This is a genomic window from Sphingomonas sp. NCPPB 2930, from assembly GCF_042867205.1.
Lineage (GTDB): Bacteria > Pseudomonadota > Alphaproteobacteria > Sphingomonadales > Sphingomonadaceae > Sphingomonas.
Genome location: NZ_JBHZQU010000008.1, coordinates 116,316 through 138,653 on the forward strand (window position 1 = coordinate 116,316; position 22,338 = coordinate 138,653).

The 22,338-nt window shown below is 68.2% G+C and carries 20 protein-coding genes; 8 read left to right on the top strand and 12 right to left on the bottom strand.

Going from position 1 to position 22,338, the window contains the following annotated elements:
• Positions 1-29: 29 nt before the first annotated feature.
• Positions 30-2,177, top strand: coding sequence for a TonB-dependent siderophore receptor (locus tag ACFX59_RS11275; protein ID WP_387432347.1), 2,148 nt, complete (start codon positions 30-32; stop codon positions 2,175-2,177).
• Positions 2,178-2,410: 233 nt separating this feature from the next.
• Here the strand turns inward: ACFX59_RS11275 and rplT are convergent, their stop codons facing one another.
• Both rplT and rpmI read right to left on the bottom strand, forming a co-directional pair.
• On the bottom strand, positions 2,411-2,776 hold the full coding sequence (gene rplT / locus ACFX59_RS11280) for a 50S ribosomal protein L20 (protein WP_307101652.1): 366 nt from the start codon (positions 2,774-2,776) through the stop codon (positions 2,411-2,413).
• A gap of 21 nt (positions 2,777-2,797) precedes the next feature.
• Entirely contained in the window at positions 2,798-3,001 is a 204-nt protein-coding gene (rpmI, locus tag ACFX59_RS11285; protein WP_007406658.1) for a 50S ribosomal protein L35, read from the bottom strand.
• Between the two features lie 176 nt (positions 3,002-3,177).
• Between rpmI and ACFX59_RS11290 the strand changes: the two genes are divergently transcribed.
• Complete coding sequence (locus ACFX59_RS11290; RefSeq protein WP_387432349.1) at positions 3,178-5,295, top strand: AsmA family protein; 2,118 nt, start codon at positions 3,178-3,180, stop codon at positions 5,293-5,295.
• Between the two features lie 39 nt (positions 5,296-5,334).
• Here the strand turns inward: ACFX59_RS11290 and ACFX59_RS11295 are convergent, their stop codons facing one another.
• A complete protein-coding gene (locus ACFX59_RS11295) occupies positions 5,335-6,156 on the bottom strand; it encodes an inositol monophosphatase family protein (protein WP_387432350.1) in 822 nt (273 codons plus the stop codon).
• A gap of 94 nt (positions 6,157-6,250) precedes the next feature.
• On the opposite strand from ACFX59_RS11295, the gene ACFX59_RS11300 reads away from it, so the two are divergent.
• Both ACFX59_RS11300 and ACFX59_RS11305 read left to right on the top strand, forming a co-directional pair.
• Positions 6,251-6,784: a peroxiredoxin gene (locus tag ACFX59_RS11300; RefSeq protein ID WP_307101657.1), complete on the top strand. Its 534-nt coding sequence runs from the start codon at positions 6,251-6,253 to the stop codon at positions 6,782-6,784.
• A 144-nt stretch (positions 6,785-6,928) separates the two neighbouring features.
• Complete coding sequence (locus ACFX59_RS11305) at positions 6,929-7,954, top strand: diguanylate cyclase domain-containing protein (protein ID WP_387432352.1); 1,026 nt, start codon at positions 6,929-6,931, stop codon at positions 7,952-7,954.
• 392 nt (positions 7,955-8,346) lie between these two features.
• Here the strand turns inward: ACFX59_RS11305 and ACFX59_RS11310 are convergent, their stop codons facing one another.
• The gene (locus ACFX59_RS11310) at positions 8,347-8,967 is read right to left on the bottom strand and encodes a YbhB/YbcL family Raf kinase inhibitor-like protein (RefSeq protein ID WP_387432353.1); all 621 of its coding nucleotides are present in this window, start codon (positions 8,965-8,967) and stop codon (positions 8,347-8,349) included.
• Positions 8,968-8,985: 18 nt separating this feature from the next.
• On the bottom strand, positions 8,986-10,008 hold the full coding sequence (locus ACFX59_RS11315; RefSeq protein WP_387432354.1) for a DUF1176 domain-containing protein: 1,023 nt from the start codon (positions 10,006-10,008) through the stop codon (positions 8,986-8,988).
• 78 nt (positions 10,009-10,086) lie between these two features.
• Here ACFX59_RS11315 and ACFX59_RS11320 point away from each other — a divergent pair, with 78 nt between their 5' ends.
• Positions 10,087-10,956, top strand: a complete 870-nt coding sequence (locus ACFX59_RS11320) for a 3-hydroxybutyryl-CoA dehydrogenase (RefSeq protein ID WP_387432356.1) — start codon at positions 10,087-10,089, stop codon at positions 10,954-10,956.
• A gap of 34 nt (positions 10,957-10,990) precedes the next feature.
• On the opposite strand, the gene ACFX59_RS11325 is transcribed toward ACFX59_RS11320, so the two are convergent.
• The 4 genes from ACFX59_RS11325 to mgtE form a co-directional block, all read right to left on the bottom strand.
• Entirely contained in the window at positions 10,991-12,319 is a 1,329-nt protein-coding gene (locus tag ACFX59_RS11325) for a carbohydrate porin (protein WP_387432357.1), read from the bottom strand.
• A 26-nt stretch (positions 12,320-12,345) separates the two neighbouring features.
• Complete coding sequence (locus tag ACFX59_RS11330) at positions 12,346-12,492, bottom strand: hypothetical protein (RefSeq protein ID WP_307101670.1); 147 nt, start codon at positions 12,490-12,492, stop codon at positions 12,346-12,348.
• Between the two features lie 257 nt (positions 12,493-12,749).
• Positions 12,750-14,009 (bottom strand): NupC/NupG family nucleoside CNT transporter, encoded by a 1,260-nt coding sequence (locus tag ACFX59_RS11335; RefSeq protein ID WP_387432359.1) that lies wholly within the window; start codon positions 14,007-14,009, stop codon positions 12,750-12,752.
• A 240-nt stretch (positions 14,010-14,249) separates the two neighbouring features.
• On the bottom strand, positions 14,250-15,662 hold the full coding sequence (gene mgtE / locus ACFX59_RS11340; protein WP_309698037.1) for a magnesium transporter: 1,413 nt from the start codon (positions 15,660-15,662) through the stop codon (positions 14,250-14,252).
• A gap of 116 nt (positions 15,663-15,778) precedes the next feature.
• On the opposite strand from mgtE, the gene ACFX59_RS11345 reads away from it, so the two are divergent.
• Entirely contained in the window at positions 15,779-16,234 is a 456-nt protein-coding gene (locus ACFX59_RS11345) for a peptidylprolyl isomerase (protein ID WP_042488118.1), read from the top strand.
• Between the two features lie 216 nt (positions 16,235-16,450).
• On the opposite strand, the gene ACFX59_RS11350 is transcribed toward ACFX59_RS11345, so the two are convergent.
• A complete protein-coding gene (locus tag ACFX59_RS11350) occupies positions 16,451-17,233 on the bottom strand; it encodes a crotonase/enoyl-CoA hydratase family protein (protein WP_387432360.1) in 783 nt (260 codons plus the stop codon).
• Between the two features lie 42 nt (positions 17,234-17,275).
• Here ACFX59_RS11350 and ACFX59_RS11355 point away from each other — a divergent pair, with 42 nt between their 5' ends.
• Complete coding sequence (locus tag ACFX59_RS11355; RefSeq protein ID WP_387432362.1) at positions 17,276-17,707, top strand: PaaI family thioesterase; 432 nt, start codon at positions 17,276-17,278, stop codon at positions 17,705-17,707.
• Positions 17,704-18,117: a PaaI family thioesterase gene (locus ACFX59_RS11360; RefSeq protein ID WP_387432363.1), complete on the top strand. Its 414-nt coding sequence runs from the start codon at positions 17,704-17,706 to the stop codon at positions 18,115-18,117. The genes ACFX59_RS11355 and ACFX59_RS11360 overlap by 4 nt, the downstream gene beginning before the upstream one ends.
• On the opposite strand, the gene ACFX59_RS11365 is transcribed toward ACFX59_RS11360, so the two are convergent.
• Positions 18,096-18,848, bottom strand: coding sequence for a GDSL-type esterase/lipase family protein (locus ACFX59_RS11365; RefSeq protein WP_387432365.1), 753 nt, complete (start codon positions 18,846-18,848; stop codon positions 18,096-18,098). The two genes, ACFX59_RS11360 and ACFX59_RS11365, sit on opposite strands and share 22 nt — an antisense overlap.
• Positions 18,845-22,291, bottom strand: a complete 3,447-nt coding sequence (locus ACFX59_RS11370) for a LamG-like jellyroll fold domain-containing protein (protein WP_387432367.1) — start codon at positions 22,289-22,291, stop codon at positions 18,845-18,847. Before ACFX59_RS11370 ends, ACFX59_RS11365 begins: the two co-directional genes overlap by 4 nt.
• Positions 22,292-22,338: the final 47 nt, after the last annotated feature.

Below are 22,338 nucleotides of genomic sequence, written 5' to 3' on the forward strand. Positions count from 1 at the left end.
GGACGCGCCGCATCACAGGGAGTCCCCGAATGCCGTTCTTGATGACGCTGGTCGCCAATGCCGCCGCCATGGCCGCCCCCTTGCCGTCCACCGTGCCGGTGGCGACCGATCCCCAGACCGCGCGCGACGATATCGTGGTCACCGGCCAGCGGACCGAGGGCTCCGACGACTATACGATCGGGGGCCAGACGACCGCGACGCGCATCCCGCTGACGCTGCGCGAGACGCCGCAGTCGGTGAGCATCGTCACCCGCCAGCAGATCCAGGACTTCCAGCTCAACGACGTCAACCAGCTGCTGACGACGGTGCCGGGCATCAACGTCCAGGCGAACGAGACCGACCGCGTCTATTATTCGGCGCGCGGCTTCGACATCCAGACCTTCCAGATCGACGGGATCGGCATTCCCTTCGCCTTCGGAATCCAGACCGGGTCGATCGACACCGCCATTTACGATCATATCGAGGTGGTGCGCGGCGCGCCCGGCCTGTTGTCGCCGACGGGCAATCCTTCGGCCGTCATCAACTTCGTCCGCAAGCGCCCGACCAAGGATCTTCAGGCGAGCGCCAGCGCGCAATATGGCTCGTTCAACAGCCTGCGCCTGGATGCGGATGTCAGCACGCCGCTGACGAGGGATGGCCATGTCCGCGCCCGCGTCGTGGGTGTCCTTTCCGATGCCGACAGCTATCTCGACCGCTACAGCCTGCGCCGCTGGACCGGGTATGGCGTGGTCGAGGCCGATCTGGGCCCCGACACGGTGCTGAGCGGCGGCTATGGCCATCAGGATCACCAGAGCCACGGCGCGATGTGGGGCGCACTGCCGCTGACCTATACCGACGGCACGCGTATCGACATGCCGCGATCGACCAATGTCGCACCCGAATGGGCAGGCTGGAACGTGATCGACCGGCAGATCTTTGGCGACCTGACCCATCATTTCGGCAATGACTGGGTCGCGCGGATCAGCGCGGTGCGCCGCGCGACCAGCGAGGCGGACGAGCTGTTCTACGTCTATGACAATCCGGTGCGCGGCGCGACCAACGGCATCGCCCCCGATCCCACCAAGCCCGGCCAGTTCCTGGGTATTAAAAGCTATCCCGGCGCCTTCCGCGCGCAGACGCGCAACCTGACCATGGAGGCCTATGCCACCGGTCCCTTCTCGCTGTTCGGGCGCGAGCATCAGCTGATGTTCGGCGTCAACCGCAGCGCGCAGGATTACAAGCAGCAATCCTCTTACGACTATTCGCAGGTCGGCCTGACCCTGCCCTTCCCGGACCTGTTCCAGGGGACCTTCCCCAAGGTCAATTTCCCGACCACCTTCTCGACCGACTATGCATCGAGCCAGAATACCCAGACCCGGCGCGAAACCGCCTATGGCCTGGTCCGCTTCAGCCTGGCCGATCCGTTGAAGCTGATGCTGGGCGGCAACGTCACCCATGCGCGCAGCGTCGGCTTTTCCTACGGCGTCGACACCAATTTCGACAATACGCGCTTCTCGCCGTTTGCGGGCGTCACCTATGACCTGAACCGCGCGCTCAGCCTCTATGCCAGCTATACGACGATCTTCAATCCGCAGGACGCGATCGGCCAGGACGGGCGCATCCTGGCCCCCATCAGCGGCAAGAATATCGAGGCGGGGATCAAGGGCGACTGGTTCGGCGGACGGCTGAACGCCAGCGCCGCGATCTTCCGCGTCCATCAGAACAACACGGCCGAGAGCATCGGCTTCTTCAACGGCCGCACCCTCTATCGCGGGGTGAACGCCCGGTCGGAGGGGATCGAGCTGGAGATCGGCGGACGCCTGGCCGAAGGGATGCAGGTCACCGGCGGCTATACGCTGATGCGGATCGAGGATCAGAAGGGCGACCCCGCGCGGCTGTTCGTGCCGCGCAACACCGGGCGCCTGAACATCGTCTATGCCCCGCCCGCCCTGCCCGCGCTGAAGCTGGGTGCGTCGGCCCAGTATCAGAGCGTGATCTATACCCAGACCCGCTCGGTGCGACAGGACGGCTATGCGCTGGTCGACCTGATGGCGAAATACGACATTACGCCGCGCGTCGCGGTGTCGGCCAATCTGCGCAACCTGACCAACGCGAAGTATCTGACCGCGCTGACCTTCGACGGCGGCTATTATGGCGCGCCGCGCTCGATCCTGGGGACGATCACGGTCCGGTATTGAAGACGCCCCATTCCTCCCCTGCAAGGGGAGGTGGCAGGCCGAAGGCCTGACGGAGGGGTGTCCCGGTCGGCGAGGATCAGCGTCCTCACCACGGGTGACACCCCTCCACCACCGCTTCGCGGCGGTCCCCCTCCCCTTGCAGGGGAGGAATAGAACAGCCCAAAGGAAAAGGGCGCCGGTGGAACCCACCGACGCCCTTTCCTGATTTCCGGCGCTAGTCCGTCAGTCGCGAATTACGCGGCCTGCGGCAGAGCGGCCTTCGCCTGCGCGACGATCGCCGCAAAGGCTTCGCCCTCGTGCATCGCGATGTCGGCCAGGACCTTCCGGTCCAGTTCGACGCCCGCCAGCTTCAGGCCGTGCATGAACTGCGAATAGGTCAGGCCCTCGGCCCGGACACCGGCGTTGATACGCTGGATCCACAGACCACGGAAGGTCCGCTTCTTGACCTTGCGGTCGCGATACGCATATTGACCGGCCTTTTCGACGGCCTGGCGCGCGATGCGGATGGTGTTCTTGCGACGGCCATAATAGCCCTTCGCCTGATCCAAAATCCGCTTATGCTTCGCCTTGGTGGTCGTGCCCCGCTTGACGCGTGCCATATCTCTCTATCCTTCCAGAAATCAGTTCAGGCCGTAAGGCGCCCAGGCCTTCACGGTCTTGGTGTCGGCATCGGACAGGACCGAGGTGCCGCGGTTCTGGCGGATATACTTGCCGTTATGGCTGATCAGGCGGTGGCGCTTGCCGGCGACGCCGTGCTTGAGCTTGCCGGTCGCGGTGAGCTTGAAGCGCTTCTTGACGCCGCTCTTGGTCTTGAGCTTGGGCATTTTGGTCCTTTCGCTGTGAGCAAGGCAGAAACGGCCGCGGCAGCCCTGATGGCCGGGCCGTTCGTGACACCTCGCTCGGGAAGCGGGCCGCTTAGACGAACCGGGCGCGGATTGCAACCGAAGAGGGCGGACCGCCGCAAAGGAACAAGCGCCTCGCTCGGGCGATTGGGGATGCCATGGATCAGGCGCCAGCGGCCGACACCTCCGCCAGCCCGACCGCCGCCCGTACGGGCTGGCGGCGATGGGCGTTGCGCGTCGCGATCGGGCTGCTGCTCGCCATCGCCGCGATCTGGCTGGTGCTGTTCGTCACCAAGGGGCGATTCCTGCGCCACCCCTTCGAATCGATCGCGGGCAGGCTGACCCACCGGACGGTGACGGTGGGCGGCGATTTCCAGCTCTATTTCGCGCCATGGCGGATCAAGTTCGTCGCCGAGCGGATCGCCATCTCCAACCCCGGCTGGGCCAGCCGCCCCTATCTGTTCACCGCCGACCGGATCGATTCGCGGATCGCGCCGCTGTCGCTGTTGTTCGGCAAGCGGCGCTTCACCTGGCTGGCGCTGACCAACGGCGCGGTCGATCTGGAATGGACGCCCGACCACCGCACGAACAGCTGGACCTTCAGCGAGAAGAAGGGCGGCAAGCCGCTGCAGTTTCCGCGTATCGACACGGCCGAGATCAACGGCACGACGCTGCGCTATCGCGATCCCCGGATGCGCGTGACCGCCGACCTGGCGCTGGAGGATTTCCGGTCGCAGGATGCCCGGATCGGCAAGGCGGTCGGGCTGCGCGGCAAGGGCGTGATCCGCGCGACGCCCTTCACCCTGACCGCGCAGTTGCTGTCGCCCGACGCCACCGCCAATCGGGGCAGGAACGAACTGATCGCGCGGATGCGCGCGGCGGGCAATGTGGTCGATGTCGCGGGCACCCTGCCCTCGATCGCCGATATCGAGGATGTGCCGCTGCGCACCCGCGCGCGGGGCAAGGACCTGTCGACGCTGCTCGACGTCATCGGCGTCGTCATCCCGCGCACCCGCACCTATGACCTGCGCGCGCAGCTGGTGAAGGACGGCGACGTCTATCGCTTCACCCGCATGAAGGGGACGTTCGGCGACAGCGACCTGACGGGGACGCTGACCGTCACTCATGGCGAGCGGCTGCATCTCGATTCGCAGCTGACCACCGGCAAGCTCGACATCGTCGATGCCGCCCCCTTTATCGGCTATAACCCCGACATCGTCGCGACCAGGGGCGCGCAGGCCGCCGCCGCCGCGACCGGGGCGGGGGCGCAAAGGCTGTTGCCCGATGCCGCGCTGCCGGTGGCGACGATGCAGCGGTTCGACGCCGACCTGAAATGGACGATCCGTACCGTCCGCTCGCGCCGCGTGCCCATCTCCGATGTCGACCTGACGCTGGCGCTGGATCGCGGCAAGCTGACCCTGTCGCCGCTCCGCTTCGCGATGGCGCGCGGCGACGTCGCGTCCGACCTGCTGTTCGACACGCGCCAGCGGCCCAGCCTCGTGCGCTACGACATACGCCTGTCGCCGACGCCGCTCGGGCGGCTGCTGGCGGGATGGGGCGTGGCGGAGGCGGGGACGACCGGCACGGTCAAGGGCCGCATCCAGCTCCAGGGGCGCGGCGACACCATCCATGATTCGCTGGCCAGCGCGAACGGGCGGATGGCCTTCATCCTGCCCGCCGGCTCGCTATGGACCCGCAACGCGCAGCTGGCCGAGCTGGACCTCGGCACCTTCGTCCAGAAGATGTTCGAGGATCGCCTGAAGGAGCCGGTGCGGATCAATTGCGGGCTGATCGCCTTCACCGTGCGCGGCGGGATCGCGGCGGCGGACCCGATCCTGATCGACACGTCCAAGAACGTCATCGTCGGGCGCGGCGGCTTCAGCTTCCGCAACGAGGCCATCGACATGGCGATCCGCGCCGATGCCAAGAAGTTCAGCCTGTTTTCGGGCCAGTCCCCGGTCGGCCTGACCGGCAGCTTCGCCAGCCCCGGTATCGATCCGATCAGCGGCAACCTGCTGGCGCGCGCCGGGGCCGGGCTGGGCCTGGCGGTGGTGGCGACGCCGCTGGCGGGGGTGCTGGCCTTTGTCGATGTCGGCGATGCCAAGGCGGCGGCCTGCGGCCCGGTCCTGTCGGGCGCCCGTGCCAGTGCGCAGCGGACCACCAAAGGACAGCCGCGCCAGGATGTCGGCAACGGCACCACCGCCAAGTCGAAGGACGGCCGCCAGAGCGAAGGTGAGGCCAAGAGCCAGCGCAAGAAGTTCCTGGGGATCTTCTAAGCCGTGCCGACCCAGCGCGATTCGATGACTGGCCTGCGATCAGTGATCGTGATGGTCATGCCCGTGCGGCACGTTGCGCAGCGCCTCCAGCACCTCTTCGGTCCGCGCCGGATCGCCGATCGCCAGCACATGCCCCGCGCTGTCGGCGGTCAGCGGATCGCCGTTCCAGTCGCACATCCGGCCCCCGGCCCCCTCGACCACCGGCACCAGCGCCGCGAAGTCGTGGAGCTTCAGGCCCGATTCGCACACAATGTCGACATGGCCGCTGGCGAGCAGACCGTAATTATAGCAGTCCCCGCCATAGACCGGCCCCTGGCGCGGGCTGTCGCCGCTGATCGCCGTCACCAGCGCCATGAAATGCGGCACGTCGTCATCGTCGAACAGATGCGGGCTGGTCGTCGCGATCGTCGCGCCCTCCAGCGCCGGACAGCGGCGCGTCCGCGCGGGCTGGCCGTTGAACAGCGTCGGGCGGCCCATCACGCCCAGCCAGCGTTCCTTCGCGATCGGCTGGTCGATGATGCCCAGCACCGGCCAGCCATTGTCGACCAGCGCGATCAGCGTGCCGAAGATCGGCCGCCCCACGGTGAAGCTGCGCGTGCCGTCGATCGGGTCGAGCACCCATTGCCGCCCGGTGACACCGTCCTTGACCCCATATTCCTCGCCGTGAATCCCGTCGCCCGAGCGTTCGGCCTCCAGGATGCGGCGCATCGCCGCCTCGGCCTCGCGGTCGGCGAGCGTGACGGGGGAGCGATCCTCCTTGATCTCCAGCCCCATCTCGCGGCGAAAATAGGGTCGGATGGCGGCGCCGGCGGCGTCGGCCAGCTTCAACGCCAGATCGATATCGGCTGTATGAACGGACATGATGCAACCGATAGGATAGCGACGCACGATCAGCAATGGACGGCATCCCGGCGACAGGATAGGCGTTAACCATATTACCGGAAGGATTGGGGTGATGAAGGCAGTCTTGGGCGTTCTTCTTGCAATGGCGGCGTTTCCCGCCGCCGCGGCCTTGCGTCCCGGCGCCACCGCCCCCGATTTCACGACGCGCGGCGCGGTCGCGGGCAAGGTCTTCACGCTCAAGCTGAAGGATCAGCTGCGCCACGGCCCGGTCGTTTTGTATTTCTTCCCCGCTGCCTTCACCAGCGGATGCAGTGCCGAGGCGCGCGCCTTTGCCGAGAAGATCGACGCCTTCCGCGCGGCGGGGGCGCGGGTGATCGGCATGTCGGCCGATCCGGTGGACAAGCTCGCCGCCTTTTCCAAGGCCGAATGCGCGGGCAAGTTCCCGGTCGCCAGCGCGGGGCCCGCGATCGTCAAGGGCTATGACGTGGCGCTCGGCCGCCAGATGGAAGGCCGCGATATCACCTCGCGCACCAGCTATGTGATCGGTCGCGACGGGCGCATCCTGTTCGTCCATGACGACATGAACCCCGCCGAACATGTCGCCACGACGCTGGCGGCGGTCCGCGGTCTGGCGGCCAAGCGCTAAGGCACCGGACATGACAGGGGGCATGCCAGCAAGGTGCAGGGCGATGACGGCACAGGGGTGCGCCGTCGATCGCCGTCTCGCGATGACGGGGAACGGGTCATACGCGGAACGGACATGCGACAGGTCGGGAGGGGGCGGATGTCAATGAGCACCGACCTCTATCGACGGATCGGCCGGTTTCTCGACGATCATCGCCTGTCCCCCGATCCCTCGCATTATGCGTTCGTCCACGCCATCCTGACCGATCCGAACGGCGGCCTGGCGCGCGCCGCCGCGTCGCTGATCGATGGTGGCGTGCGGCTGCACCAGGACGATATCGTCCGGCTGGGGGGAGGCACTCCGGCGACCCGTCCGGAACCGGTCGAGGCGAAGGTCGAGGCCCCTCCTGTGCGCGATCATGCGGTGCCCACGGTCGACAGCCAGTCCGATTCGCTGGCCGCGCAGACTCAGGGCCATGTCGAGACATTCCTGGCCATCCTCCGCTCGGTCCAGGCCGACGCCACGGCCTTCGGCGCCGACCTGGCCCGCAGCGCCGCGAAGATGGACCGTGCCGAAGCGATCGGACTGTCGGCGCTGGCCGCGCTGACCGGCGAGATGCTGGAGCGGATCCACGCCAGCGAACGGCGGCTGCAACAGGCCACCGCCGAGGCGGACGCGCTGCGCGAAAAGCTGGCGGAGGCGCGGGCGACCGCCCGGCGCGATCCGCTGACCGGGCTGGCGAACCGGCTGGCGTTCAACGAGTCGCTCGGCCAGTGTTTCGAAGCGGTCGATCCCTGCCATCTGGCGCTGTGCGATATCGACCGGTTCAAGCGGATCAACGACGAACATGGCCATGCGGTGGGCGATCGGGTGCTGACCGCGATCGGCCAGATCCTGGCCGAGGAAGGGCAGGGCCATCTGGTGTGCCGCCATGGCGGTGAGGAATTCGCCATCCTGATGTCGGGCATTTCCAAGCGGGACGCCACCGCCCTGGTCGAACGCGCCCGGCAGGCGGTGCGCGAGCGGCGGCTGCGCGTTCGCGAAACCGACCAGTCGATCGGCCAGATCACCATCTCGGCGGGGATCACGACCTTCCGTCCGGAGGATACGCAGGAGACGCTGTTCGCGCGCGCCGACGAGCTTTTGTACCGGGCCAAGAATGATGGCCGCGATCTGGCCTATGCGGATTGACGGATTGCGCCATCCCGTGGCGGATTTTCCGGTATCGGCTTGGCGCAATTTGCCAGATTTTCTCGGGTCGAATAATTAAACGTTGAATATCAACGCTTTATAAAACTGGCACGCTCTCTGCAAAGCTCCCGGCGTCGGTCGCCAAAGGGTTGGCGACCCGATCCAAAAGGGAGTTCCACCATGTTCCAGACCATCCAGGCCCGCCAGTTCCTCGTCTCCTGCATCGGCGCGCTGCTGTTCGCCGGACTGGCCATCACCTCGGCTACGCCGATCCTGCCGATCGCCTGAGGCGTGACGCGCGATCGCGTCGGGATCGACGCCGCCGCTCCTGTCATCCTCGTCCTGCGGCCGGGCCGTCGCCTGTCGACGCCCGGCCGCCCGCTCTTCCCCGATCAGGCGGGCGCGACCGCCCCGACTGGCCCCACCGGCGCCTCCTCCTCGCGCGAATAGGTGCCGGTCAGCACCCCGGCGGCCAGCACCTGCCCCGCCATCGCCTCGATCATCGCGCTGCGTCCGGGACTCTGCCCGCCGATATCGACCGCCGAGTCGAGCGCGAACAGCTGAAAGACATAGCGATGCTCGCCATGACCGCGCGGCGGGTCGGGCGGCAGCCAACCTTCGCCCAGATAGGAATTGCGCCCGACATCGCCCTGTCCGGGTGAGCCCGCGCCGTCCGCGACGATCGCGCCCTCGGCCAGATCGCCCGCCCGGGGCGGCAGGTTCCAGACGATCGCATGGACCAGTGGCTGCGGCGTCGGTGCGTCGGCATCCTCGACCAGCAGCGCCAGCCGCGCGGTCCCCTCGGGCGGGTCGCCCCAGACCAAAGGCGGCGACACGCCCGCGCCATCGGCGGTGAAACGCTCGGGCAGCCGCGCCTGGTCGGCAAAGGCCGGGCTGCTCAGCGCCAGGCTGGCGGGCGGGGCCAGTTCGGGGCGGACGACCGCGACCGACTCGACCCCGGCGCGCCACCCGCTCATCGCCTTGCCCAGCCAGGCGGGCAGATGTTCCAGCATGATCCTGTCTCCCTCGGCCTATCGCGCGGACACGGGACGCGCCCGCCAGACGTGCAGCGTGTCGATCGCGCCGCGACATTCGGTCATGCTCGCCGCCTCGATCAGCCGGAATCGGGTGCCGTCCCAGCCGAAGCTCTGGCGATCGCCGCAATCGCCCAGCCCCCGGCCCTTGCCCCAGCTCGACAGGCGGCCAGCGGGCGACCATTGGGTGTTGACCAGCGTCACCGCGCCGCCCGGTTGCGGTTCGTCGGCAAAGGGAAAGGCATAGTCGAACCGCGCGGGCGCCAGCCGCCCGTCGCGCCAGATCAGCGGCTTGACCAGATAATTATACGCCCCCGCCCCGCAGGACAGCAGGACCAGAGTCGCGCGTCCGTCCAGCCGATAGGATTCGGCGCTGACCGGGCTGCCCAGGCTGTTCAGGCAGTCGAGCCGCCGCCGCATGTCGTTGATCGCGGCCGAGGGAATGGCGGGCGCGTCGCCCGGCGGCGGCGTCACCACCCGCACCAGGGGCAGTTCGGGCGGCTTGCCGCGATAGCGCGTCGCCCCCCGTGCAACGAAGGCGGCGGTGGTGCCCGCCCGTCGCTGCCGATCGTCCATATAGCGCAGCGTGGCGGCCACGCCGTTCAGCGAGACGGGCTTGGCACCGGGCGTCAGGATCGCGGCCCGCCGCCCCCGGACCAGCGCCGCGACCAGCCTGTCGGCCGCCGCCCCGCTGACCCGACCCCGCGCTTCGCGGGCCAGCGGAACGGTGGCGACGGGGCGGCCATCGACCCGAATCGTGGCGACCCGCGCCTTGCCCGTCATGTCGGCCAGCTCGACCGCGACCATGCCGTCGGCGGCGCGCCGGATCAGCAATCCGGCATCCTGCAACATGCCGTCCTGCGGCGACAGCGACGCCGCCTCGCACCCGCCGCCATTGTCGCAGGCGACGATCCAGTCGCGAAACAGCTTCGGCTTGGCCGGGACCGGCGTGTCCGGCGCGGCAGCGGCCACAGGCATGGCAAGCGCCAGGAAAGCCGTGAAGGCAGCGGTGCGAATCATGGGCGTATCAACCCCTTTGCTGGCGGTGACGTTCCGAAACGGATAGGGCAACGGTCAAAGAACAAGGAGAGCAGAGCGATGAAGTCAGTGGGCGTGATCGGTGCCGGTCAGATGGGTGCGGGCATCGCGCAAGTGTCGGCGGCGGCGGGCCATGCGGTCAAGCTGGCCGATGTGTCGGCGGAACGGGCCGAGGCGGGCAAGGCGGGAATCGCCAAGGCGCTCGACCGGCTGGTCGCGAAGGAAAAGATCACCCGCGCCGATGCCGATGCGCTGCTCTCCCGCATCGTGCCGGTCGGCGACCTGTCCGCCATGGCGGATTGCGAGCTGGTGATCGAGGCCGCGACCGAGCGCGAGGCCATCAAGCGCGCGATCTTCGAGGAGGTCGGCAAGGTGATGTCCGACACCGCGATCCTGGCGACCAACACCTCCTCCATCCCGATCACCCGGCTGGCGCAGGCCGCGCCCGATGCGAGCCGCTTCGTCGGCGTCCATTTCTTCAATCCCGTGCCCGTCATGGGGCTGATCGAGCTGATCCGCGGCCTCGCCACCTCGGACGAGACGGTCGCCCGGGTCGAGGCCTTCGCCCAGGCGCTGGGCAAGCGCGTCGTCCATGCCAATGACGCGCCGGGCTTCATCGTCAACCGCGTGCTGATGCCGATGATCAACGAGGCGATCTTCGCGCTGGGCGAGGGCGTGGCGACGATCCCGGACATCGACGCGGCGTGCCAGCTGGGGCTCAACCACCCGATGGGGCCGCTGACGCTGGCGGATTTCGTCGGGCTCGACACCTGCCTGGAGATCACCCGCGTGCTGTTCGAAGGGACGGGCGACCCCAAATTCCGCCCCGCCCCGCTGCTGATCAAATATGTCGAGGCGGGTTGGTATGGCCGCAAGACCAAGCGGGGCTTCTACGACTATTCGGGTGCGGAGCCCGTACCGACGCGGTAATCCCCCGATCCTCCCCATCGGAGATGGGGAGGATTTAGAATGCGCCGTGGACGCGGAGCGCAAAGACCTCCGCAGGTCCGCGATCGCGGTTATTGCCGGGGTTGCCGACATATTGCGCATCCAGCGTCACCGCGAGCGCGCGGGTCAGCGCCACGTCGTAATAGGCCTCGGCGATCTCCTCGGCGCCCGCATTGGGCAGTCGCCCGTCGCCGACCAGCACGCCCAGGCCGCCCGCCGCCAGATAGCGGCGATGCTCGGCCGAAATGCCGTTGGCGACCAGCGCCAGCCCGACCCGGTCCTGCGCCCGGCCCCAGCCCTTGCCGTTCAGCGCCGCGCCGATCTGCGCCGTCCGGTCGATATCGGTGAAGTCATAAGGCTCGATCGACCCGTCGCTGACCCCGATCCGCGCGAACAGGCCCAGCGTGTCGGTCAGCGCCTGGTCCATGTTCATATAGCCGCCGATCCGCGTCAGCCGCCGCCGGGTAAAGGACGGATCGACCGCCTTGCCGGTCGCGGCGGCATAGGCCAGCGCCTCGTCGAAGCGACTGAAATTGCCCCGGTTGCGGAAGAGGCCGAACCGCACCGATCCCGGCCGCCCGGCCACCCGGTGGCGATGCTCGACCTCGGCATCCAGCTGATACTGGCCGAATCCATGCTCCAGCCGCTCGCCATTGGGGATGGTCGACAAGTTGAACAGCCCGGTCCGCAACGTCCAGTCGCTGCGATAGAGTTCCGCGGCGATGCCGGTCGTATAGCCCCAGGCATCGGCGGCATAATCGAAACTGCCGGTATCGACGACCGACCAGTTGAGGAAATCGCCGCGCGGGTCGTGCGCATAGGGGTTGGTGTCGAACACGTCGCCGACGCCGAACTTGCCGATGGTCAGCACGACCCGGTCGACGCTCCGCGATCCGCCGAGTTGGTTGGCGACCCCCGCCACCGCCTCGCGCGCGCTCCCCAACCCCAGGGTCTGGCGGAAAAAGGCGCGTTGCAGCCGGAAATAGGGCTCGGCCTTGCCGACCTTATAAGCCTCCGCGCTGGGAAAGCCCGCGACGCCCAGCGTGTCGGACAGGCCGAAGCCCTGGTCGATCTCGGGATTTACCCAGATCTCACCGCCGCCCCAGGGCCGCGCGCCGAGATAGGCGGTGACGTCGGCGGTTTCCTTCAGCTGGTGCGGGGTCAGGCTGTTCGTCCCGGCATAGGGCGAAGCGAAACCGCCCACGCCCTGCGCGACGAGGGTCGCCTGGCCGTGGATGGCGAAATCCTGCGGCGTGTCGGTCGGCGGGGCAAGGTCCTGCGCGGCGGCGGCGCGCGCGAACAGCAACAGGCCGCACAGCGCGGCCCGCGAAACGATACGGGTCATCGGGGTTGTCCTTGAAAGCGGGGCGGTCAGGCCGAGGGGCGGGTCCGGCGGATCGCCTGGGGACGGCTGGACGCCACGGCGCGGAGCAACCGCGCGCGCTCAAGGGGAACGCTGGCCATAACGGTGGCGAGCGACTGGGCGCGGACATGCGCGCGGAACATCATGCGGGTCATGACAGACCTCCTTCGGGTTCGTGTGGTCGAGCCCGGCGGAAGGTCGGCGAGGAACGGCGTTAGCGGGCCGACATCGTCGACCCCGTCAGGCCCGTCAGACGGTCGGCAAGAACGTGGACGCCGAAGCGTCTACTGTCCTCGTCGCCGGACAAGGGACTAGATCGGGGCATTGTGATCCTGTGCAGTGAGTCGGCCACGAGCGCGACCGACCGGGCGCCCATAGCGCGCCCACCTGCAGGATCAACCCCGAAAGCGCCCTACCCGATCAGGAGGCCCGCCAGCGCGGCCGACATCAGGTTGGCGAGGCTCCCCGCGATCAGCGCGCGGATGCCCAGCCGCGCGATGGTCGGGCGTTGGTTCGGCGCCAGGCTGCCCGTCACCGCCATCTGGATCGCGATCGAGGAGAAATTGGCAAAGCCGCACAGCGCGAAGGTGACGACCGCGACGGTGCGCGGCGACAGCTGCGCCGCCTGCTTGCCCAGGTCGATATAGGCGACGAACTCGTTGAGCACGATCTTCTCGCCGAACAGGCCGCCCGCGATCCCCGCTTCCTTCCACGGCACGTTGAGCAGCGCCATGATCGGCTGGAAGACATAACCGAGCAGCGCCTGGAAGCTGAGCCCCGGTATCCCGACCAGATTGCCCAGCCCGCCCAGCAACCCGTTCGCCAGCGCGACCAGCGCGACGAAGGCCAGCACCATCGCGCCGACCGCCACCGCCAGCTTCACGCCGGTCTGCGCGCCTTGCGCGGCCGCCATGATGATGTTGGCGGGCTTTTCCTCGTCATGCGTCGCCTCGGCGAGCGAGATCCTCTCGTCCTCGATCACATCGCCCAGCGGCAGCTGGCCGGCGGGCGGTTCGGGCCGGTCGGGCATGATGATCTTGGCCATCAGGATGCCGCCGGGCGCCGCCATGAAGCTGGCCGCGAGCAGATATTCGATCGAGATGCCCATCGAGGCATAGGCCGCCAGGATCGTGCCCGCCACGCCCGCCATGCCGCTGGTCATCACGGTGAACAGCTGTGCGGGGGTGAGGCTGGCCAGATAGGGCCGGATGACGAGCGGCGATTCGGACTGGCCGACGAAGACATTGGCGGCCGCGCAGAGCGATTCGACCTTCGACACGCCGATTACCTTTTCGATCGCGCCGCCCAGCCAGCGCACGACCAGCTGCATGATCCCCAGATAATAGAGGATCGAGACAAGCGCGGCGAAGAAGATGATGACCGGCAGCGCCTGAATCGCGAAATTGCGGCCCAGCGGATCGGAGGCGAGCGCGCCGAACAGGAACTTCGTCCCCTCATTGGCATAGCCGAGCAGCCCGGCGACCCCGGCGGACAACGTCTGCAGGACCTTCTTGCCCCAGGGGACATAGAGGACGAGCACCGCGATCCCCGCCTGCAGCGCAAAGGCCGCGCCGACGACGCGCAGGCGGATGGCGCGACGATCGGTGGACAGGGCGACCGCGATCGCCAGGATGACAAGGATACCGGCGATACCGATGGCAAAACGATTCATGCGCGCTGCTTAACTATCCGCGTTGACGGGTGGTGACACGACGCGGCCCCCCGGCTGCGCGGGGGTGCATCATAAGCATGGTCCGGGGCGACCGCCATAGTTTTGATCGGAGGAGGTAATTCCTCCCCTATAAGAGGAGGTGGCAGGGCGAAGCCCTGACGGAGGGGTGTCGGCCTATCGATAGCGGGGACACCCCTCCGACGCGCTGCGCGCGCTACCTCCCCTTGCGGGGAAGGAATGTCACCCCGTCAGCCCAGCGGCGGTCGCCAGGCCCAGAAAGGCCAGGAACCCGATCGAATCGGTGGTCATCGTCACGAACACCGACGACGCCACCGCCGGGTCGGCGTCGAACCGGTCGAGCGTCACCGGCACCAGCACGCCCGCCAGCCCCGCGACCAGGATATTGGTCATCATCGCCGCCGCGATCACCATGCCCAGTGCCGGATTGGCGAAGACCAGGCTGACCCCCACCCCGATCACCGCCGCGACGGTCACGCCGTTCATCATCGCCACGCGAATCTCGCGCAGGATCGCGCGGGTCGTGTTGGAGCGGGTCAGCTGGTTGGTCGCCAACGCGCGCACCGTCACCGCCAGCGTCTGCGTCCCCGCATTGCCGCCGACCCCCGCGACGATCGGCATCAGCGTCGCCAGCGCCACCATCCGCGCGATCGTCCCCTCGAACGCGGCGATCACCGAGGAGGCGACCATCGCGGTGACGAGGTTGGCGATCAGCCAGCGGACGCGGCTCTTGTAGCTGTCGAGGATCGGCTCGTTGATGTCGCCCTCGCCCGCGCCCGACAGGCGCAGCACGTCCTCGCCCGCTTCCTGCTGGATGATGTGGACGATGTCGTCGACGGTGATCATGCCGACCAGCCGCCCGCTGCCATCGACCACGGCGGCCGAGATCAGCGCATATTTCTGGAAGCGCAGCGCGACCTCTTCCTGGTCCATGTCGACCGGGATCAGCGTCTGTTCGCGCTTCATCACGTCGCCGATCGCGATCCCGCCCGGCGCCCGCAGGATCCAGGACAGCTGGCACGTCCCGATCGGGCGATGGCCGGGATCGACGACGAAGATTTCCCAGAAATCGGTGGTCAGTTCCTCGTCGCCGCGCAGGAACTCGATGGTTTCGGCCACCGTCCAATGTTCGGGCACCGCGATCAGCTCGCGCTGCATCAGGCGGCCGGCGGACTCCTCGGGGAAGGACAGCGCCTCCTCGATCGCGGCGCGGTCGTCGGGGTCGAGCGCGCGCAGCACCGCGCGCTGCTCGTCCTCGTCCATGTCCTCGATGATCGCCACCGCGTCGTCGGTGTCGAGTTCGGAGGCGATGTCGGCGACTTCATGCGGTTCGAGCGCCTGGATCAGCTGCTCGCGCACATAGTCGTTCATCTCGGCGAAGACGTCGCCGTTCAGCAGGTCGGCGACCGCGCGCGCCAGGCTGACCCGCTCCTCGTCGTCGACCAGCTCGAACAGGTCGGCGATATCAGCGGGGTGGAGCGGCTCGACGAGCGCCCGCGCGCCCTCGTCGTCGCCGTCCTTCAGCGCGTCGAGCACGGCGGTGACATATTCGGGCTTCAGCCGGTCGTCCTCGTCCAGCTGGGTTTCCGGCAACGGGGTCTCGGTTTCGAGGTCGGGGAGTTCGGTGTCGCTGATCTCGGCCTCCCTCGATGGAACATGAACGCGGCGTCATGCCTCTATCGCGCGGTGCCCGCATTTGCCAGCGGGCACAGGAATGCCTACCTGCGGCACATCAACCAAGGAAGACCCTTATGGCCGAGACTTTTTCCAAGCTGACCCTGACGCTCGAGAGCGGCGATGTCGTCATCACGCTGCGCCCCGACCTGGCGCCCGAGCATGTCGCGCGCATCGGCGGGCTCGCCAATGAAGGTTTCTACGACGGCGTCGTGTTCCACCGCGTGATCCCCGGCTTCATGGCGCAGGGCGGCGACCCCACCGGCACCGGCATGTCGGGTTCGGACAAGCCCAATTTGAAGCAGGAGTTCAACGCCGAGCCGCATGTGCGCGGCACCTGCTCGATGGCGCGGACCAACGACCCGAACTCGGCCAATTCGCAGTTCTTCATCTGCTTCGACGACGCGCGCTTCCTCGACCGCCAGTACACCGTCTGGGGCCAGGTCGAGAGCGGCATGGAGCATGTCGACGCGCTCCCCAAGGGCGAGCCGCCCCGCAATCCGGGCAAGATCATCAAGGCGACCGCGGAGTAATTTTCGCGAGCGCTGAGAAAGGGGGGAGTCTCGAAAGGGGCTCCCCCTTTTTTGTTTGGTCCCACGGTCGCCCCAAGCACGCCCCTCCCGCAAGCGGGAGGGGATGGGGGAGGGCATGGGGTCTCACAGAGGAGAACCCTTGCGGCCCTTGCCCCTCCCCAACCCCTCCCCCTGCCGGGAGAGGGGCTATCGTTGCGGGAGAGGGAGCGGCCCCTCTCAACCGTCCCGGAAAACCGGCCGCCGCCGCGCCATATTTGCCGCAACCGCCTCGCGGTGGTTCGCACCCCGCATCAGCGCCACCTGCTCGGCGCTCTCCATCGCCAGCATCTCCTCCGGCGCGCATCCCATCGCCCCGAACAGCCGTTTCGCACTCCGCACCGCATCGGGGCTGCGCTCGGCGATTCGGCGAGCGAGCGCCAGCGCCTCGGCCCTCGGGTCCTCGACCAGCCGGGTCACGAGCCCCGCCGCCTGCGCCTCGGCCGCGTCGAACTCGCGCGCGGTATAGACCCATTCGCGCAGCACATCCTCGCGCACGCCGCGCCATAGCGCAAAGCCGCCCATGTCGGGCACGATCCCCCAATGCACCTCGCGAATCGCAAAGCGCGTCGCGGGATGCGCCAGCCGGATGTCGGCGCCCGCCATGATCTGCGTCCCCCCGCCGAACGCCACGCCGTGCACCGCCGCGATCACCGGCACGGGCAAGGTGCGCCAGCCCCACGCCACCTGCTGCACCCGATTGGCCGGGCCATGGCTGCGCGCCGACAGGTCCAGCCCGGCCAGATCGCCCCCCGCCATCGCCGCCATGTCGAGCCCCGAGCAGAAACCCTCCCCCTCGCCCGACAGCACCACCGCGCGTACATCGGTCCGCGCCGCCAGCGTGTCGACCGCCCCGGCCAGCGCATCGAACATCGCGCGGTCGATCGCGTTCAGCTTTTCGCCGCGCGCCAGCCGGACATCGGCGACGCCCTCCGCCACCGCGATCGTCACCCGGTCGTTCATCCCACTCTCCTTTTGCGCATCGTTGATGTAGAGCATCGGCCCATGGGGTTCGATATTGAACGCTTCACGGCGATGGGCGGCTTTGGCGGCCATGGACGGCATCTGGGGATGCAGTACCGGACGCATGGGGACGACTGGGCGGAGCTGGCTTTGCCCTATGGCGCGCGGCTGATCGGCGATCCGGCCAGCGGGGTCATCGCCTCGGGCCCGATCGTCGCGATGATGGACATGGCGACCAGCCTGTCGGTCTGGCTGAAGCGCGGCGCGTTCGAGGCGCATGTGACGGTCGACCTGCGCGTCGACTATCTGCGCCCCGCCGTGCCGGAGCGGACGGTGATCGGGCGCGGCGAATGCTATCGCATCACCTACAGCATCGCCTTTGTCCGGGGCATCGCGCATGACGGCGATCCCGACGATCCGGTGGCGCATGTCGCGGGCACCTTCATGCGGCTGAACGCGGGGGTCGAGGCATGACCCCGCCGCGCACCGCGATCGGCACCCAGATGGTGCTGCCGCCCTATGCCGAGTGGCTGGGCTGTTCGATCGAATGGGTCGAAGAGGTGCCGCAGCTGGTGATGCCGTTCGGCGACCATGTGATGGGCTGGCCGGGGCTGCTTCAGGGCGGCGCGATCGCGGGGCTGCTGGAGGTGGCGGGGATCGCCGCGCTGACCCATCGGCTGGCCTCGGAGGGGGCGGCGCGGATCAAGCCGGTGACGGTGACGACCGACTATCTGCGCACGGGCCGCGACCACCCCACCCGCGCGGTCGGCACCATCCTGCGCCTGGGCCAGCGGATCGCCAATGTCGAGGCGACCGCTTGGCAGGAGGATCGCGACCGGCCGATCGCGACCGCACGGCTGAACTACCGCATCCTACGCGACTGAGGCTTGGCCAACGCCCGCCGGATCGCGGCATCGGCGACCGGGGCCATCGCGGCATAGCCCGCCGCATTGGGATGCACCCCGTCGCTGCCATAAGCGGGGTTCAGCGCGTCGCCGACATGCAGCACCGACCAGTAATCGGCATAGGTCGCGCCGATGCGCGCGGCATAGTCCTTCAGCCACTGATTCATCGCGGCGATGCGGGGGGCCGGGTTCACGCCCGGCTTCCACTCGAAATGATCGGCGGGCGGGATCGAGGCCAGGATCACCCGGATGCCATGCGCCTGCGCCAGTTCGACCATCGACATGATATTGCCCTGCACCTGCGCATCGGTCGTCGGGCCGGTATTGCCCGCAATGTCGTTGGTGCCCGCCATGATCTGCACGACCGCAGGCTTCAGGTCGATCACGTCCTGCCGAAAGCGCAGCAGCATCTGCGAGGTGGTCTGCCCGCTGATCCCGCGCCCGATCCGGCCGGGGGTGAAGAAGCCGGGCGCGCGATCGACCCAGTTCTGGGTGATCGAATCGCCCATGAAGACGATGCGCGGACGGCCCGGCACCGGCGCCGCGAGCTTCGCATTGTCCTCGCGGTAGCGCGCGAGATAGCCGAAGTCGTTGTGCAGCCGCTCCTCCCATTCGCGCGCCCAGCGCTGGCCATCGGTCTCCTTCACCTGTGCGACGGCGGGCGCGGCCAGGGTCAGCGCGAGCAGCGCGGCCAAGGTGAGGCGGCTCACGGACGTAGGTCCGCGCCGGTGGCGGTGACGTTCCAGCCGCGCAGCGTGACGCTGGGCCTGTCCGCCTTGGCGGTGGGGTAGCGGACTTCGATCACGCGGCTTTCTCCCGGCAACAGGGTGACGTAATTGTCGCTGAAATAGGCGGGCAGGACCTGCGTCCCGTCGGCATTCATCACGGTCAGCTTGGTCTCGATCGCAGGGACCGTGCCGCTGTTGGTCAGGGTGACGTTGGCGATCGTCTCCTCCCCCTGCCCCTGCAACGCCGTGCTGGCCGTGACGGTCGCCGCCCCCATCGTCGTCAGCGCGCGATAGCCCGCATCGTCCTGCGCCTGCCAATAGCTGTTGGTCGACAGCAACTGTCCGCCCGCATCGCTCGCCTCCAGCCGGACGAGCACCGGCCCGCGCTTCATCGCCGAGGCCAGGTCGAGGGTCAGGACCGGCGTCACCCCCTCGGCATTGGCGGCGATCTTCGTCTCCTGGTCCGATTCAACCCGGCCATCCAGCCCGACGACCCGCGCGCGCACCTGCACGCCCTTCAGCGCGTCGCGGGTGTTGTTGACCAGCACGACGCGGTGGTCGGGCAGGTTCATCTGGACATGGATCGGCTCTGCGGCCTTCTTCACGCCGTAGAAGGCGGCATGGGTGTCATAGTCGGACGAGAAGATCTGCCAGGCCGAGGACGGCCAGGCGGGTTGCGTCATCCACAGCATCCGGCCCGAATTCTCAGTCCAGAGCCCCGCATTCATCCCCTCGAAGATGGCGCGATAGGATTCATATTCCATCATCTGCGCCTTGCGCTCGAAATCCTCGAGCCCGGTGGCGGGGCCGAAGCGCCGTTCGAGCGCGGCGGTGAAGCTCTTGACCGCGCCGTTCCCGGTCTGGTGCCAGTCGTGATAGGCCCAGACATCGCCGATCGGCCAGCGATCCGCCTCGGCCGGAATGGCGCGCTTCCACGCCTCCAGCGTCGGCAGAGAGGGGGTGCCGACCTCGACCGAAAAGCCCTTGGCGAGCGTGGTGAAATAGTCGGCGGGCGGCCGCCAGTCATAGGGGCCCGACCCTTGCAGGTTCACCGCGTTGGACGAAGGCATATAGAGCCGCGTCCCGTCCTCGGCGCGCAGCAGCGTGTCCAGCCCGGTATTGAGGATGGGCTGCGGCACCCCCTCGTTCCGGCCGAACCAGGCGACGATCGAGGGATGGTTGCGATAGCGGCGCACCACGTCCGCCGCATTGGCGAGGAACAACTGCGGGTCCTCGGCCTCCATATTGTAATCCTGGGTCGACTCCCAGAAATCGGACAGGACCATCAGGCCATATTCGTCGGCCAGGTCGAAGAAGCTGTCCTCGGTATTCTGCCCCACCCAGTTGCGGATGATATTGAGATGCGCGTCGCGGTGGAGGCGGAAAAAGGGCTCCAGATGCGCACGGTCGATGCGCTTCCTATAGTCGTCCATGCCGATATTGCCGCCGCGCGCCGCGATCCGCACGCCATTGACCCGCAGGACGAGATAGGGGGCGAGGCGCGGATCGTCCTGCACCTTGGCGACCGCCGCCGACTGGGACGCGCCGGGGGTGAAGCTCATCGCCCAGCCATTGGCGGTCTTGCGGATGCCCGCATGGCTGGTGTCGACCACCCGCTGGCCTCCCCGCACCCGGTTGAGGTCCAGCGTCACCCGCTCCAGATCGCCGTCATCGTCGAACAGCGACAGGTCATAGGTCACCTGCCGCATCCCGAAGCGCAGGCCCTTGCTGTCCGACAGCGCGCCGTCGACCGCTGCGGTCAGCGCCAGATCGTGCAGCGCGGGGTCGCCGTAACCATTGGGCCACCACAGGCGCGGATTCCTGACCGACAGTTGCGGGAATTCGGACGGCGACAGGACGGCGCGGATCGTCTGGCCCGGCGCGACCGTCACCGGCTTTTCGACCACCACGTCATCGAACACCGCGCGGACGGTCGCCGTCACCGGCGCCTGGCCGTTATTGGTGACGGGGACCGCGATCTCGACATCGGCGACCGAATTGTCGGGCTTGGGCAAGGTCGTGACCACCTGCGGGTCGCCGATCACCGCCGGGCCGGTCGCGGCCAGCGTCACCCCCTGCCACAGCCCGGTATTGCGGTCGCGGACGCTCGGGATCCAGTCCCAGCCCTCGGTCGCGACGAAGGTCGGGCCGTCCATCATCTGGACGCCGCCATTCTCGCCCACGCCCGCCGTCATCGATTCCTCATGCGCGATGCCGGGATGCGGCGGCGGCGAGACGCGCACCGCAATGGCGTTGCGCCCGGCGGCCAGCGTCACGGGGAAGCGGCCCCGGATGAACGCGCCCTTCATCGTGCCTGCCATCCGGCCGTTGACCCAGACCTCGGCCGAATAGTTCACGCCGTTGAAGGTCAGCCACATCTGCCGCCCGGCGGCCTCTGGAGGCGTGTCGAACTCGGTGCGATACCAGTAATCCTGGCGCGCCAGCGTCTCGGGGATCGCCAGATTGTTCAGCCCCACCGCCGGATCGGGATAGACGCCGCGATCGACCAGGGTGGTCAGGACCGTGCCCGGCACGGTCGCGACATACCATTTGTCGGCGTCGAAATTGCCCTGCGACAGGTCCGCGCCGCCGGGGCCGACCTTGGCCGCCTCGATCAGTCGCCAGCCATTGACCGCCCATTGCCCGGTCGCGGTGGAGACCAGCGCCGCCGCCTTCGGCTCGGGCTTCGCCGTGCCGCTGGTCGGGATCGGCGCCTTAGACTGGGGCAGGGTCCAGGCATCCTGCGGTGCGGTCTGGCCCTGCATCTGGCGGGTCTGAAAGGGCCAACTCGGGCTGCCGGTCTGGAGTGCCAGCTTCGCCGGGTCGGGCGCACGCCGCGCGGCGACGCGGATGGCCAGCGGATCGACCGCCTCGCGCACCATGCGGAAGTCGATGATCCGGCCCGCGAAGATCGGCTGATAGCTGCGCGGGGCCAGGGTCGCGACACCCGTAACGGGCTCCAGCGACAGGCCGCGCTGCACCACCTGCCGCCCGTTCACGAACAGCCGGACGACCTTGCCGTCATAGCTGGCGGCGATATGCGTCCATTTGTTGCGGTCGGCATCGCCGCCGCCCTGCACCACCCCCGCCTCGGTGACGAGCGCGGGCTGGCCGTCGACCAGCGCCAGATAGCGGCGGGGGCCCCGGGTCGGATCGCCGAAGCCGCCGATCAGCATCGTCGTGCCCTTGCCCGCGACGCTGCGCGGCTGGACCCAGGCGGACAGCGTCCAGGTGGCGGCGGCCACCGGCGTCGTCTCGATCGCGCGGGCGTAGGAATCGCCCCCCGGCGGCAGGTCCGCATTGATCGGGCCCAATGGCTGGGCGGGGGGAGACGCGGGGGCCGTCTGCGCAGATACGCCCAGGCTCCAGCATAGCGCCGTCATCGATGCCAGAGCCCCTATCGCCCTTGCCGCCGCCACGCTCATGCCTGCTCCCTTTTGAATTGCCGCCGGATAAAGCAAATGAAAAGCCG

Bases quoted from the DNA above. Each gene is read 5' to 3' on its own strand.
- ACFX59_RS11275 (WP_387432347.1), top strand. From the start codon at position 30: ATGCCGTTCTTGATGACGCTGGTCGCCAATGCCGCCGCCATGGCCGCC.
- rplT (WP_307101652.1), bottom strand. From the start codon at position 2,776: ATGGCACGCGTCAAGCGGGGCACGACCACCAAGGCGAAGCATAAGCGG.
- rpmI (WP_007406658.1), bottom strand. From the start codon at position 3,001: ATGCCCAAGCTCAAGACCAAGAGCGGCGTCAAGAAGCGCTTCAAGCTC.
- ACFX59_RS11290 (WP_387432349.1), top strand. From the start codon at position 3,178: ATGGATCAGGCGCCAGCGGCCGACACCTCCGCCAGCCCGACCGCCGCC.
- ACFX59_RS11295 (WP_387432350.1), bottom strand. From the start codon at position 6,156: ATGTCCGTTCATACAGCCGATATCGATCTGGCGTTGAAGCTGGCCGAC.
- ACFX59_RS11300 (WP_307101657.1), top strand. From the start codon at position 6,251: ATGAAGGCAGTCTTGGGCGTTCTTCTTGCAATGGCGGCGTTTCCCGCC.
- ACFX59_RS11305 (WP_387432352.1), top strand. From the start codon at position 6,929: ATGAGCACCGACCTCTATCGACGGATCGGCCGGTTTCTCGACGATCAT.
- ACFX59_RS11310 (WP_387432353.1), bottom strand. From the start codon at position 8,967: ATGCTGGAACATCTGCCCGCCTGGCTGGGCAAGGCGATGAGCGGGTGG.
- ACFX59_RS11315 (WP_387432354.1), bottom strand. From the start codon at position 10,008: ATGATTCGCACCGCTGCCTTCACGGCTTTCCTGGCGCTTGCCATGCCT.
- ACFX59_RS11320 (WP_387432356.1), top strand. From the start codon at position 10,087: ATGAAGTCAGTGGGCGTGATCGGTGCCGGTCAGATGGGTGCGGGCATC.
- ACFX59_RS11325 (WP_387432357.1), bottom strand. From the start codon at position 12,319: ATGACCCGTATCGTTTCGCGGGCCGCGCTGTGCGGCCTGTTGCTGTTC.
- ACFX59_RS11330 (WP_307101670.1), bottom strand. From the start codon at position 12,492: ATGACCCGCATGATGTTCCGCGCGCATGTCCGCGCCCAGTCGCTCGCC.
- ACFX59_RS11335 (WP_387432359.1), bottom strand. From the start codon at position 14,009: ATGAATCGTTTTGCCATCGGTATCGCCGGTATCCTTGTCATCCTGGCG.
- ACFX59_RS11345 (WP_042488118.1), top strand. From the start codon at position 15,779: ATGGCCGAGACTTTTTCCAAGCTGACCCTGACGCTCGAGAGCGGCGAT.
- ACFX59_RS11350 (WP_387432360.1), bottom strand. From the start codon at position 17,233: ATGAACGACCGGGTGACGATCGCGGTGGCGGAGGGCGTCGCCGATGTC.
- ACFX59_RS11355 (WP_387432362.1), top strand. From the start codon at position 17,276: ATGGGGTTCGATATTGAACGCTTCACGGCGATGGGCGGCTTTGGCGGC.
- ACFX59_RS11360 (WP_387432363.1), top strand. From the start codon at position 17,704: ATGACCCCGCCGCGCACCGCGATCGGCACCCAGATGGTGCTGCCGCCC.
- ACFX59_RS11370 (WP_387432367.1), bottom strand. From the start codon at position 22,291: ATGAGCGTGGCGGCGGCAAGGGCGATAGGGGCTCTGGCATCGATGACG.